Origin of the sequence: Buttiauxella sp. B2, assembly GCF_006376615.1 — a bacterium.
Taxonomy (GTDB): domain Bacteria; phylum Pseudomonadota; class Gammaproteobacteria; order Enterobacterales; family Enterobacteriaceae; genus Buttiauxella.
Genome location: NZ_VEXQ01000005.1, coordinates 176,938 through 190,767, shown reverse-complemented (window position 1 = coordinate 190,767; position 13,830 = coordinate 176,938). Strand labels below are relative to the sequence as shown.

The 13,830-nt window shown below is 48.9% G+C and carries 11 protein-coding genes; 2 read left to right on the top strand and 9 right to left on the bottom strand.

All coding sequences use genetic code 11. The features are described from left to right. Positions 1 to 1,020: 1,020 nt before the first annotated feature. Positions 1,021 to 1,635, bottom strand: a complete 615-nt coding sequence (locus FH968_RS08630) for a LysE family transporter (RefSeq protein ID WP_139878735.1) — start codon at positions 1,633 to 1,635, stop codon at positions 1,021 to 1,023. Between the two features lie 269 nt (positions 1,636 to 1,904). Here FH968_RS08630 and folA point away from each other — a divergent pair, with 269 nt between their 5' ends. Further along, a complete protein-coding gene (folA, locus tag FH968_RS08625; RefSeq protein WP_139878734.1) occupies positions 1,905 to 2,384 on the top strand; it encodes a type 3 dihydrofolate reductase in 480 nt (159 codons plus the stop codon). A gap of 33 nt (positions 2,385 to 2,417) precedes the next feature. Here the strand turns inward: folA and apaH are convergent, their stop codons facing one another. The 6 genes from apaH to lptD are packed head-to-tail and all read right to left on the bottom strand — an operon-like array spanning position 2,418 to position 9,159. Then, positions 2,418 to 3,269: a bis(5'-nucleosyl)-tetraphosphatase (symmetrical) ApaH gene (gene apaH, locus FH968_RS08620; RefSeq protein WP_139878733.1), complete on the bottom strand. Its 852-nt coding sequence runs from the start codon at positions 3,267 to 3,269 to the stop codon at positions 2,418 to 2,420. Between the two features lie 4 nt (positions 3,270 to 3,273). Next, complete coding sequence (gene apaG, locus FH968_RS08615; RefSeq protein WP_064560838.1) at positions 3,274 to 3,651, bottom strand: Co2+/Mg2+ efflux protein ApaG; 378 nt, start codon at positions 3,649 to 3,651, stop codon at positions 3,274 to 3,276. Positions 3,652 to 3,653: 2 nt separating this feature from the next. Beyond that, positions 3,654 to 4,478 (bottom strand): 16S rRNA (adenine(1518)-N(6)/adenine(1519)-N(6))-dimethyltransferase RsmA, encoded by an 825-nt coding sequence (gene rsmA, locus FH968_RS08610; RefSeq protein WP_139878732.1) that lies wholly within the window; start codon positions 4,476 to 4,478, stop codon positions 3,654 to 3,656. Further along, positions 4,475 to 5,464, bottom strand: coding sequence for a 4-hydroxythreonine-4-phosphate dehydrogenase PdxA (pdxA, locus tag FH968_RS08605; protein WP_139878731.1), 990 nt, complete (start codon positions 5,462 to 5,464; stop codon positions 4,475 to 4,477). The genes rsmA and pdxA overlap by 4 nt, the downstream gene beginning before the upstream one ends. After that, entirely contained in the window at positions 5,457 to 6,749 is a 1,293-nt protein-coding gene (gene surA, locus FH968_RS08600) for a peptidylprolyl isomerase SurA (protein WP_139878730.1), read from the bottom strand. Before surA ends, pdxA begins: the two co-directional genes overlap by 8 nt. A 55-nt stretch (positions 6,750 to 6,804) precedes the next feature. After that, positions 6,805 to 9,159 carry an LPS assembly protein LptD gene (gene lptD, locus FH968_RS08595; RefSeq protein ID WP_139878729.1) on the bottom strand — a complete coding sequence of 785 codons (2,355 nt, stop codon included), beginning with the start codon at positions 9,157 to 9,159 and terminating at the stop codon, positions 6,805 to 6,807. Positions 9,160 to 9,342: 183 nt separating this feature from the next. Here lptD and djlA point away from each other — a divergent pair, with 183 nt between their 5' ends. Beyond that, a complete protein-coding gene (gene djlA, locus FH968_RS08590) occupies positions 9,343 to 10,149 on the top strand; it encodes a co-chaperone DjlA (RefSeq protein ID WP_139878728.1) in 807 nt (268 codons plus the stop codon). Positions 10,150 to 10,179: 30 nt separating this feature from the next. Here djlA and rluA read toward each other — a convergent pair whose 3' ends face one another. Together rluA and rapA are read right to left on the bottom strand one after the other, a co-directional pair. Then, positions 10,180 to 10,839 (bottom strand): bifunctional tRNA pseudouridine(32) synthase/23S rRNA pseudouridine(746) synthase RluA, encoded by a 660-nt coding sequence (gene rluA / locus FH968_RS08585; protein ID WP_139878727.1) that lies wholly within the window; start codon positions 10,837 to 10,839, stop codon positions 10,180 to 10,182. Then, positions 10,839 to 13,745: an RNA polymerase-associated protein RapA gene (gene rapA / locus FH968_RS08580; RefSeq protein WP_139878726.1), complete on the bottom strand. Its 2,907-nt coding sequence runs from the start codon at positions 13,743 to 13,745 to the stop codon at positions 10,839 to 10,841. Before rapA ends, rluA begins: the two co-directional genes overlap by 1 nt. Positions 13,746 to 13,830 lie beyond the last annotated feature (85 nt).

Sequence of the window (13,830 nt, the reverse complement as noted above, 5' to 3'; positions counted from 1 at the left end):
TTTTGCATATCACCTCTCCTGCGGGAGATGGGTATCGTTTGGTCTATAGAGAAGGGGGAGACCGGGTTCAGGTCATCATTCTGGAGGTATGAACCTCGATTGCGACACGGCAAACAATAGAGTCTTTATTATCAATGTGTTTGCTGCATAAATAAAAAAGCCCTGACGGTAGATGCCAGGGCTTTTACGTTACAACTAAACTAAAATTTAACATTAATACACTTAAATGGTTCGTACTGCTATTTGTACAACCTTAAATGTACGCGTTTATCACTGATAATATTGGGTACTGAAAAATGAAAACTCCTCCCATTAGTTATCGGTTGAACACTCCGCAGGTATTCAGGTTGCCTGAAAACATAGCGGGTTAAACAAGTACATCTTCCGGCGCGATATAAACTTTTGATGCGTTGCCTGACTGCTGTTGCGCTATTTACTGCCTAATACTAACTCAATTTACTCGCAACAATATAGATTAAATCATGGCCTTACATCATCGCGCATTGGTCCACACCTTGCGATTGTCGTTACTGACTACGTGGCCTTAAAGCATCATCAAGCGAGACGGTTACTTTTTCCCCGCATTGATTAACCCATACAAAAAATACTTCGTGGCCTTTATCGCAATATTATTAAAGAACATATTGAACACTTTCTATATCAACGACAAATTAAGTTTCTCTGCCGTTGAAATCTAATCTACTCATTTTTATGCGTGTGTCAATACTGTTATTAACAACATGTCTTTAATATCATGTTTTTTAAAGTCGTCTCTATGAAAAACACAGAGTTATAATTTTTTCTTAAGGTTATCGAGCGGTTAAAATATAAGCGATAATTGTCATTTCTGTTACGTGATTTTAGCACAAAAACAGCAGGAGCATTTTCCACATCTGAAGATGATCCAGTACCATGGCTGGCAAGGAACGGAAGAGGGGATTCATTCGGGAAAACTGGCTGATGATCCACCCGTGATACTAGCAGAATAATAACAATGGGCGGGTCAATCCCGCCCAAAAATCAGCTCAACGCAACTTTAATTCCGAGCCCAATCAGCATTCCACCCAATAGCTTATCGACAATCTTTTGAGCCTTAGCCAGACCACGACGAACTGGTTCGCTTTGAATCAATACGACCAACAGCGGCCACCAGACTACGGACAGAATCAGAATCACACCTGCATACCAGAGTTTTTCCATAGTACCGGAGTTCACGCTTAATACCTGAGTGAAAACAGACAGGAAAAAGAGCGTCGCTTTCGGGTTCAGCAGGTTGCACAAGTAACCCTGTAAGAAAGCTTTTTTAAGCGTGGTTTGCTGGCGTTCAACATTACTGACATCCATCTTGCTACCGCCGCGAGAAAATAGCGCGTGTAAACCAATCCAGATCAGATATGCGGCACCGGCATATTTGAGGACATCAAACAACCACGGTGTGGTCGTGATCACTACTGCTAAACCAGCGACACAATAAGTCATGTGCGTGGCAACGCCGCCAATGACACCCAATGAAGTCATCATCGCCGCAGCGCGTGGATAACGAGCCGCATTCTTGATTACCAGAAAGAAATCAGGCCCCGGAGAGAGCATTCCCAAAGTGGCAAGGGTAGCGACGAAAAGCGTGGTTTCTAGCATGGTTTTATCCGGCAGAGATGAAGAAAGAGGAACTATACCGCAGCAATTGCGTAAACTTATAGTGGATGGCAGCCCGGTTAAGAATTTTTTACGCTCTTTTTGACGTTTTTACGCTAACTCATTGTTCCTGCTGTATCAGGAAGCAATACGTTACGTGTTTACAGTAGCAGAACAAAAAAATTCTCACGGACAGGCATGCGGACAGTCGACGAAAGAATGCGCTTTCCGTATAGTGGCGGCAATTTTTTCACCACCCTTGGGTTAATAGAATGATCAGTCTGATTGCTGCATTAGCGGTAGATCGTGTAATTGGCATGGAAAACGCCATGCCCTGGGACTTGCCTGCCGATCTGGCTTGGTTTAAACGTAATACACTGAATAAACCTGTCGTTATGGGGCGTTTGACTTGGGAATCTATCGGTCGACCGCTTCCAGGGCGCAAGAATATCGTCATTAGCAGCAAACCTGGCACCGATGAGCGTGTTGAGTGGGTTTCATCCGTTGAGGATGCTATTAAGGCCTGTAGCGATGCGGAAGAGATTATGGTGATTGGCGGTGGACGTATTTACGAACAGTTCCTGCCGAGGGCGCAGCGCCTTTATCTGACGCATATTGATGCGGAAGTAGAAGGGGACACGCACTTCCCAGATTATGAACCAGATGAATGGCAGTCTACTTTCAGTGAATTCCATGATGCGGACGAAAGTAACTCACACAGTTACTGCTTCGAAGTTCTGGAGCGTCGTTAAATAAAAAGCCCGGTTTGTTAACCGGGCTTTTTATTATGAAGCGATAGCCGTTTCTCCACCGCCAACATCCTGCTGGCGATTTGATGGCTGAACAAAATAAGTTTTATCTTCCCAGCGCAAGCAGGTTAACTCACCGCCCCAGCAGCAACCGGTATCCAGCCCATAGATCCCTTCTGGCGTTCCTTTACCTTCCAGTGATGCCCAGTGCCCGAAAATAACGGAGTACTCATTCGTCACCGGTCCTGGAATAGCAAACCATGGCTTCAGTGGTGCAGGTGCGCTTTCTGGTGTGTCTTTGCAGTACATGTCCAGTTGCCCGTTCGGGAAGCAATAACGCATGCGGGTCAGAGAATTAGTAATAAACCGCAAGCGAGCAAGCCCTGAGAGCTCTGGTGACCAGTTATTTGGCATATCGCCATACATGGCATCGAGGAATAAAGGATAGCTGTCGCTTGATAACACCGCTTCGACATCACGTGCACAGGCTAAAGCGGTGCTCAAATCCCATTGTGGTGTAATACCTGCGTGAGCCATCACTAGCTTTTTCTTTTCATCAACCTGAAGTAGAGGCTGGCGACGTAACCAGTTCAGCAGTTCGTCTGCATCAGGTGCTTCAAGCAATTGAGATACGCGATCTTTCGGTTTATTGCGGCTAATGCCTGCATAAACCGCCAGTAAATGCAGATCATGATTGCCGAGCACAATACGCACGCTATCACCAAGCCCACGCACGTAGCGCAGCACTTCAAGCGAACCAGGTCCACGCGCGACGAGATCGCCCGTAAGCCATAAAATATCTTTGCCAGGTGTAAATTCAACCTGTTGCAGTAGGGCGACCAGTTCATCATAACAACCGTGAACGTCACCAATCAGGTATGTAGACATCGTATCAGTGAATGAAGGCTGGGATAGCCAGACGGAATACGGGAATAGCGACACGGAAAGCATCGCCCTGAGAGTCGACCATTTCATAATGGCCTTGCATGGTACCAAGCGGTGTTTCAATAACAGCACCGCTTGTGTAGCTGTATTCGTTGCCCGGTTCAATATGAGGCTGGACGCCAATCACGCCCTCACCCTGAACTTCAGTTTCATGGCCGTTACCATTGGTGATAAGCCAATAACGGCCAAGCAATTGCACCGGTGTTCGCCCCAGGTTACGGATGGTGACGGTATAAGCAAAGACGAAACGTTCGTTCTCCGGGGAGGACTGTGATTCGATATAAACGCTTTGTACCTGAATGCATACGCGGGGCGAATTTAACATCGTTAACTCTCCTTCGGCTGCTGCGGGTTATCAGCCAAATAGTTTGCCAGTTGGCAATACTGTGCGACTGAGATGTTCTCAGCACGCAAGGTTGGATCGATTCCCAGCTCCGCCATCACTTCTGCACTGAACAGATGACCAAGGCTGTTACGAATCGTTTTGCGGCGCTTATTAAACGCTTCAGTAGTGATGCGGCTTAATACACGCAGGTCTTTAACTGGGTTCGGTATTACTGCGTGTGGGACCAGGCGCACAACGGCTGAGTCAACCTTTGGTGCAGGTGTGAAGGCTGTTGGTGGCACTTCAAGCACTGGGATCACATTACAATAATACTGCGCCATGACGGTTAAACGACCATACGCTTTACAGTTAGGGCCAGCCACTAAACGGTTTACCACCTCTTTTTGCAGCATAAAGTGCATGTCAGCAATGGCATCAGTATAGCTAAACAGATGGAACATTAATGGCGTGGAGATGTTATACGGCAGGTTGCCAAATACGCGCAACGGTTGGCCGATTTTTTGCGAAAGCTCTCCAAAATCCATCGTCATAGCATCTTGCTGATAAATCGTCAGCTTTGGAGCCAGGAACGGGTGCGTTTGCAGACGGGCTGCAAGATCGCGGTCCAGTTCGATGACGGTCATTTCATCCAGGCGTTCACCCACAGGCTCGGTTAACGCACCGAGGCCAGGGCCGATTTCAACCATCGCCTGGCCTTTTAGTGGATTAATAGCAGAGACAATACTGTCGATAACGAACTGGTCATTAAGGAAGTTTTGTCCAAAACGTTTACGGGCTAAATGGCCCTGGTGGACACGAGTATTCATTGAGTATTAACAATCATTTTGATGGCGAGATTAAGCGCCGTAATAAAACTGCCGACCTCGGCTTTCCCCTGACCGGCTAGTTCTAGCGCGGTTCCATGGTCAACCGAAGTGCGGATAAAAGGTAAGCCTAGCGTGATATTGACCGCACGGCCAAAGCCCTGGTATTTGAGTACCGGCAAGCCTTGATCGTGGTACATCGCCAGTACTGCGTCGGCGTTATCGAGATACTTAGGCTGAAACAGTGTATCTGCCGGTAGTGGGCCAGAAAGATTCATCCCCAGACCACGCATTTCATTCAGTACTGGAATGATAGTATCAATCTCTTCAGTGCCCATGTGGCCACCTTCCCCTGCATGGGGGTTCAGGCCACAAACCAGCACGTGCGGTTGCGCGATACCAAACTTGGTTTGCAGGTCATGATACAGGATGGTGATTATCTGGCGTAATAAATCTGGCGTTATTGCGTCACTAATGGCTTTTAAGGGCAGATGTGTTGTCACCAGCGCCACGCGCAGTTCTTCGGTCGCCAACATCATGACGACTTTTCTACTGTGAGATCGCTCTTCGAAAAACTCGGTATGGCCGATAAACGGGATTCCAGCGTCGTTAATGATACCTTTGTGCACTGGCCCAGTAATAAGTGCGGCAAATTCGCCACTAATGCAGCCATCGCAAGCGCGAGCCAGCATTTCCACTACGTACTCGCTGTTTTTCACATCCAACTGCCTTGGGATCACAGGGGTGCGTAATTTGATGGGGAGAACGGTAAGTGTGCCAGCAGTTTGCGGGGTTGCGGGTGTACCGGGTTGATACGTTTTAAGCTTGAGAGGAAGGCCGAGGAGGGCAGCTCGTTCCTGGATGAGTTCTGGCGCAGCAGCGACAACCAGTTCTAAGGGCCAATCGCGCTGCGCCAGCGCGATGACCAGGTCGGGGCCAATCCCGGCAGGTTCGCCGGGAGTGATGACCACTCGATGGATATTAACCATTGCTACCTATAACTTTCACGTAAGCGGATGCTCGTTGTTCCTGCATCCAGGTCTGCGCTTCTTCTGAGAACTTACGGTTGAACAGCATACGGTATGCACGATCTTTTTGCGCAACATCAGTCTTATCAACGTTACGAGTATCCATAAGCTCAATCAAATGCCAGCCAAATGAGGAATGAACAGGTGCACTCAACTCACCTTTGTGCATTTTTGACAGCGCATCACGGAAAGCAGGATCGTAGATGTCGGTAGTCGCCCAGCCCAAATCGCCGCCCTGGTTTGCTGAACCAGGATCTTCCGAGAATGATTTTGCTGCGGCAGCAAACGTCGTTTTACCGCTTTTAATATCAGCAGCAATTTGCGCCAGTTTAGTGCGTGCCTGATCGTCACTCATGATTGGGGACGATTTCAGCAAAATATGGCGAGCGTGGACTTCAGTCACAGAAATACTCTGACTCTGGCCACGCAGGTCGTTCACTTTCAGAATGTGGAAGCCGACACCTGAACGAATCGGGCCAATGACATCACCTTTTTTCGCAGTGGTTAAAGCTTGAGCGAAAATAGACGGTAATTCTTGAATGCGTCCCCAACCCATTTGACCGCCTTTCAGGGCTTGCTGGTCAGCAGAGTAGGTGATTGCCAGTTTGCCAAAATCTGCACCGTTTTGCGCTTGTGAAGTAATATCACGTGCTTGTTTTTCCGCATCGTCTACTTGAGTAGAGGTTGGGTTTTCCGGTAATGGAATCAGAATGTGGCTTAGGTTAAGTTCGGTGCTGCTGTCGTTTTGGCTACCCACTTGCTGAGCAAGAGATTCGACTTCTTGCGGCAATATAGAAACGCGGCGGCGAACTTCATTGTTACGTACTTCTGAAATCGTCATTTCTTTACGGATCTGAGCACGGTAAGAATTGTAATTGACGCCATCATAAGCCAGACGGCTACGCATCTGATCCATGCTCATCTTGTTCTGGGCTGCGATATCTGCGATGGCTTTATCAACCTGATCGTCTGTCACTTTGACGCCCATCTTCTGACCCATCTGCAGGATAATCTGGTCCATGATCAGACGTTCCAGAACCTGGTGGCGCAGAGTTGCATCATCAGGAAGTTGCTGGCCAGCTTGCTGGGCACCCGTTTTAACTGACTGCATCATGCCGTCAACATCACTTTCCAGTACCACACCGTTATTCACTACTGCTGCAACTTTGTCGACCACTTGTGGGGCCGCGAAAGAGGTATTCGTCGCCAGGACGATACCGAGGAGCAGCGTTCTCCAATTCTTCATACTTTTTCCATTTTACTTAGCCGCAAAGCGGGTTGCTAATTCTAGTCAAAGTGAATTACATCGAGCTCTGATACGGCAGAATGTTCGAACGCAACATTTGCTGTGTGCCCAGGCCGTAGTTGGAACTCAGGCCACGTAACTCGACGTTAAAGCCAATTACGTTATCGTATTTGCTTTGGTCGTTTTCCCAGCCGTTAATTTTGCGTTCGTAACCAACACGAATAGCGTAACAGCAAGAGTTGTACTGCACTGCCAGCATGGAGTCAGCGACTTGTTGCGCCTTGGTGTCGTAGTAATATGCACCAACGACAGACCAACGATCAACAATCGGCCAACTTGCTGTCATCCCTACTTGCGAGATGCCATTTTTGTACTGAGGTGCATCAATATTGATGTTAGAAACTGTAGCGCCAATATATTCAGGGCTTGCGTAACGGTAGTTAAATTGCACCAGACGATCGTTGTCTTTGCGGTATTCAATAACACCGTTGCCGGTCGCTACGTTATCCAGACGCGTATCGTACTGCAAGCCACCCCGTAAACCCCAACGGTCCGTCATGCGCCAATAAGTGTCACCAGCCCATACCACTGACCCTGTTTGGTCACTTTTTTCACCATTAATTGTGTCATCGCCAGTACGAGATTGCGTGAAGTAGTAGATTTGACCCACCGAAACGTTAAAACGTTCAACGGCTGCATCATCATAAATGCGCGTGGTTACGCCGGTCGTTACCTGGTTGGCGGATGCGATACGGTCAAGACCGCCGTAAGAACGGTCACGGAATAAACCGTTGTAGTCAGACTGCAACAGTGCAGAGTCGTAATTGTTGATGTTGCTCTGATCGCGGTATGGCACATACAGATACTGTACGCGTGGTTCAAGCGTTTGAGCCCAGCCTGCGGCAGAGTCCATATCGCGGTCAAATATCAGCTTACCATCCATTTTGAACTGCGGCAGGGTACGGTTTACCGATTCATCAAGTTGATTGTTCGGGTTAGCTGCATTGTAAGTATCCAGATTGGTCTGCTGGTAATGCGTCGCCATCAATTTGGCTTCGGTATTCAGACTTGCCCAGCCATTTGACAGCGGCAGACTAATAACCGGTTCAATATGAAGACGGGTAGCTTCTGGCTGGTCACTACTCACGTTGGTGAAATGTACTGCCTGGCCATAAATACGCGTATCAAACGGCCCTACATCATTTTGATAATAATTCAGGTCAAGTTGCGGTTGCGCACTGTATGAGTTATTTCCACTTTGGGAATCAAAGACCTGGAACTGCTTTGTCGCTAGAGTAGCGTCAAAGTTTTCAACAGCATAACCAACACTAAATTTCTGCGTAGCATAGCCGTCGGTGCTTGAACCATATTGCGAGGAAAAGTCATTAAAATAACTTGGATCGCTGACTTTGGTGTAGTCGATATTAAAACGCCACACCTGGTCCATCACACCACTATGGTTCCAATAGAACAACCAGCGTCGTTCATCCCCTTCAGGATTTTTAGCCGTGTCATCTTTGTATTCGCTATCTGACAACAGATAGTCGAATTCCATGATGCCCGCACCCGCTTTGGTCAGGTAACGGAATTCGTTCTGCCATTGCGTGCCACGTTGCTCCATATAGTGCGGGGTGATCGTGGCATCAAAGTTTGGTGCAATGTTCCAGTAATACGGTAGCGTGAATTCAAGACCGTTATTAGAGCTGTACTTCGCATTTGGGATCAGGAAGCCTGAACGGCGTTTATCACCAATAGGTAACTGCAAGTAAGGGCTATAAAAGACCGGAACCGGGCCCAATTTAAAACGGGCATTCCAGATTTCCGCGACTTCTTCTTCCCGGTCCTGAATTACTTCACTTCCCACAACGCTCCAGGTATTCGAACCCGGCAAACAGGATGTAAATGTGCCATTTTCCAGAATGGTGTAGCGATTATCGCTACGTTGCTTCATCAAATCGGCAGTACCACGCCCTTGGCGATCTACCATTTGGTAGTCACCTTTCCAAACATTGGTATCTTTGGTATTCAGGTTTGACCAGGCTTTTGGGCCTTTTAGAATGACTTGATTATCGTCGTAGTGTACGTTGCCAACGGCATCGACAGTACGAACAGGATCGGGTTGGCCTTCAACCTGCTTCTGATGCAGCAGAACCTCATCAGCTAGCAGACGGCTATTGCCTTGCTGTATATCAACATTGCCACTAAACACCGCATCGTCAGGATAATTTCCTTTTGCGTGATCGGCATTTATAGTAACAGGTAGATTGTTGGTATCCCCTTCAACCAATGGGCGGTTGTAACTTGGGATACCAAGCATGCACTGCGAAGCAAGATCGGCAGCCATACCTTGTTGACTATACAGCGCTGCGCCAATCAAGGTGGCCAGCAAGGTGGGAATACGTTTTTTCATACGTGTTATTCGTTGTTCCATCATCAATGGCTTAGCGTCGGCAAACTTTCTGAGACTAACGTACTCATCACCACAGCGCTAGTGTTAATCCTGTCCGTTCAGCAGTCTGCCGTTAGGCACTGCTGTCAATGACGGGTATGATAAAGCAAATTCTAGCCGACGGCATGACGATTTGGGGAGTATATGCAGTATTGGGGAAAAGTACTCGGTGTCGCAATAGCACTTATTATGGGCGGTGGCTTCTGGGGCGTGGTTATAGGATTACTGATTGGCCATGCCATCGACAAGGTGCGCAGCCGTCGTCAATCCTGGTTTTCTAACCAGCAACAACGTCAGTCACTGTTCTTTAGTACCACATTTGAAGTGATGGGCCATCTGACCAAATCAAAAGGTCGTGTAACGGAAGCGGATATCCAGATTGCATCGCTATTAATGGATCGTATGCAATTACATGGTGATGCACGCAGCGCGGCTCAGCATGCGTTTCGTGTCGGTAAAGAGAATGGTTACCCACTTCGTGAAAAAATGCGTCAGTTACGCAGCGTATGTTTTGGGCGTTTTGACCTGATTCGGATGTTTCTTGAAATTCAAATTCAGGCGGCATTTGCTGATGGTTCGCTTCATCCTAATGAACGGGAAGTGCTGTACGTTATTGCGGAAGAGCTGGGTATTTCACGCATCCAGTTTGATCAATTCTTACGCATGATGGAAGGCGGCCAGCAGTTCGGTGGTGGTTACAACCAATCGCAGGGTGGTTTTCAGCAACAACGTGGACCAACGCTTGAAGATGCTTGTAATGTGCTGGGCGTCAAAAGTAGTGATGATGCCACCACTATTAAGCGCGCGTACCGTAAGTTAATGAGTGAGCATCACCCTGACAAACTGGTCGCGAAAGGTTTGCCGCCAGAAATGATGGAGATGGCTAAGCAGAAGGCGCAGGACATCCAGAAAGCTTATGATCTGATCAAGACGTCAAAAGGATTTAAATAATAGGAAAGCCTCTCGATTGAGAGGCTTTTTTTAGAAGTCAGCAGGCGCGCGGAACGTCATTGGCGTTCCATACTCAGGATGAGTAATGGTCAGCATTTCGGCATGCAGCTGTAAGCGTGGCGCTAATGCCAGCGCTTCTGGTGGCGCATAGAAGCGATCTCCCAGAATGGGGTGACCCATTGCCAACATATGAACACGTAATTGATGCGAGCGCCCGGTAATCGGTTTTAGCTGCACCCGAGCGGTGTTATCTGCCGCATACTCCAGAACCTGATATTCCGTTTGCGCCGCTTTCCCGGTTTCATAACACACTTTCTGCTTTGGCCGATTCGGCCAGTCACAAATTAGCGGTAAATCCACCAGACCTTCTTCTGGCTGAGGATGACCCCATACCCGCGCCACATATTGCTTCTTCGGCTCACGTTCACGAAACTGGCGCTTCAGTTCACGTTCTGCAGCTTTGGTCAGCGCAACAGCAATTACGCCGCTAGTCGCCATATCCAGACGATGTACAGATTCAGCCTGCGGGAAGTCGCGCTGTATACGCGTCATCACACTGTCTTTATGCTCATCCAGTCGTCCTGGTACGGACAACAAACCCGAAGGTTTATTGACTACCATAATGTGCTCATCCTGATAAAGGATGACCAGCCAGGGCTCGGTCGGCGGGTTATAGGGTTCCATAATCATTACTGGTGTGTCACCACAATCAGACGCAACGCGTCCAGTCGCCAGTTAGCCTGCGCGAGGCTTTCCAACACTTGCTGACGATTGCTTTCGATAGCTTCGAGTTCATCATCACGAATGTTTGGGTTAACGGCTTTCAGTGCTTCCAGGCGAGAAAGTTCTGAACTCAGTTTCTCATCTGCTTCTTCACGAGCAGCTTTAATCAACACCTGGGCTGCTGCTTCCACTTTCTCTTCCGCCAGTTGCAAAATGGCATGGACGTCAGACTGAACCGCATTCACAAGCTTACTACCGGTATGGCGATTCACTGTGCTGAGCTGGCGGTTGAAGCTTTCAAACTCGACCTGAGCCGCAAGGTTGGTGCCATTTTTGTCCACCAACATACGAACCGGTGTTGGCGGCAAGAAGCGATTGAGCTGTAACTGTTTCGGCGCTTTGGCTTCCACGACATACACCAACTCCAGCAACAGCGTTCCGACTGGCAGTGCTTTGTTTTTCAACAAAGACAGCGCACAGCTACCGGTATCGCCAGAAAGAATCAGATCCAGACCATTACGGATGATAGGGTGTTCCCAGGTCACAAATTGCGCATCTTCACGTGACAGCGCGACATCACGTTCAAACGTAATGGTGCAACCATCTTCAGGAAGGCCCGGGAAATCTGGTACCAGCATGTGGTCGCCTGGTGTTAACACCACCATATTGTCGCCACGGTCATCCTGATTAATGCCAACGATATCGAACAGGTTTAGTGCGAAACTCACCAGATTAGTGTCGTTATCTTGCTCAGAAATAGCCTGAGCCAGCGCTTGTGATTTTTCGCCACCGTTGGAGTGGATTTCCAGCAGGCGGTCACGGCCCTGTTCGAGCTGAATTTTTAGCGCATCATGCTGTTCACGGCATTGCTTGATAAGCGCATCGAAACCGTCTGTATTTTCAGGCGCGGCCAGATACTCAATCAGTTGCGGATACACGTTGTCGTAAATCGCACGCCCGGTTGGGCAAGTGTGCTCGAATGCATCCAGACCTTCGTGGAACCACTTCACCAGCACGGACTGTGCGGTTTTCTCAAGATATGGAACATGAATCTGAATATCGTGCGCCTGGCCGATACGGTCCAGACGGCCAATACGTTGTTCCAGCAAATCCGGGTTAAACGGCAGATCGAACATCACCAGATTGCTGGCGAACTGGAAGTTACGTCCTTCAGAACCAATCTCGGAGCACAACAGCACCTGGGCACCGGTATCTTCTTCGGCAAACCAGGCTGCGGCGCGGTCACGTTCGATAATCGACATGCCTTCATGGAACACGGCTGCACGAATACCTTCGCGTTCACGCAGCACTTGTTCAAGCTGCAATGCGGTGGCGGCTTTCGCACAAATCACCAGCACCTTATGAGAGCGGTGGCTGGTCAGGTAGCTCATCAACCATTCAACGCGTGGGTCGAAGTTCCACCATGTACCGCTATCGCCTTCAAATTCTTGATAAATCTGCTCAGGGTAGAGCATGTCGCGAGCACGCTCGTCTACCGACTTACGCGCCGCCATTATGCCGGAGACTTTAATCGCAGTTTGATATTGCATCGGCAGAGGTAAACGGATGGTATGCAGTTCGCGTTTCGGGAAGCCTTTCACACCATTACGTGTGTTACGGAACAGCACGCGGCTGGTGCCGTGGCGGTCCATCAGCATGGAAATCAGTTCCTGGCGCGCCGCATTGCTGCCTTCACGGTCACTGTTCGCGGTTTGCAGCAGAGGCTCGATATCCTGCTCGCCAATCAGTTCACTTAGCATGTTCAGCTGATCGTTGGTCAGGTGATTACCGGCCAGCAGCAGTGCAACGGCATCAGCCACTGGACGATAATGCTGCTGCTCTTCAACAAATTGCTCGAAATCGTGGAAGCGGCTTGGATCCAGCAAACGCAAACGCGCAAAGTGGCTTTCCATACCAAGCTGTTCAGGTGTTGCGGTTAACAGCAAGATACCTGGAATGTGTTCGGCGAGTTGTTCAATAGCCTGATATTCACGGCTTGGCGCTTTTTCGCTCCACACCAGATGGTGAGCTTCATCGACCACCATCAAATCCCATTCGGCATCACACAGATGCTCAAGACGTTGTTTGCTACGGCGCACAAAATCCAGCGAGCAGATAACCAGTTGTTCTGTTTCGAATGGGTTATCACTGTCGTGCTGGGCTTCGGCGTAGCGCTCGTCATCGAACAGGGCGAAACGCAGGTTGAAGCGGCGGAGCATTTCAACTAACCACTGATGTTGCAGGGTTTCTGGCACCACAATTAGCACGCGCTCAGCACTACCCGCCAGCAGTTGCTGGTGCAAAATCATCCCGGCTTCAATTGTTTTACCTAAACCTACTTCATCAGCCAGCAATACACGTGGCGCATGGCGACGGCCCACATCATGGGCGATATTGAGCTGGTGCGGAATCAGGCTGGTGCGCATGCCGCGAAGGCCGCTCCACGGCTGGCGATACTGCTCGCTTTGGTAAACGCGGGAACGGTAACGCAGGGCAAAACGGTCCATCCGGTCAATCTGGCCGGCAAAAAGACGGTCTTGTGGCTTACTGAACACCAATTTGCTGTCCAGGAAAACTTCGCGCAGCATCGTACCGGCTTCTTCTGTATCCAGACGAGTACCGATGTAGGCAAGCAAACCATTTTCTTCTTTAACTTCATCAACTTTTAGTTGCCAGCCTTCATGGCTGGTGACGGTATCACCCGGGTTAAACATCACGCGTGTGATAGGCGAGTCATTTCTGGCATACAGGCGATTTTCACCGGTGGCAGGGTAGAGCAGGGTTACCATTCGTGGGTCTAAAGCGACCACAGTTCCCAGTCCCAGTTCGCTTTCTGTATCGCTGATCCAACGTTGACCAAGTGTAAAAGGCATAAGATTTCGGCTCTATTATCAGTTACTAAGATTTGCAGGCAATAGTAAAACGACCGCGCGCAAAGTGGGCGGTAGCTCAAAAGTA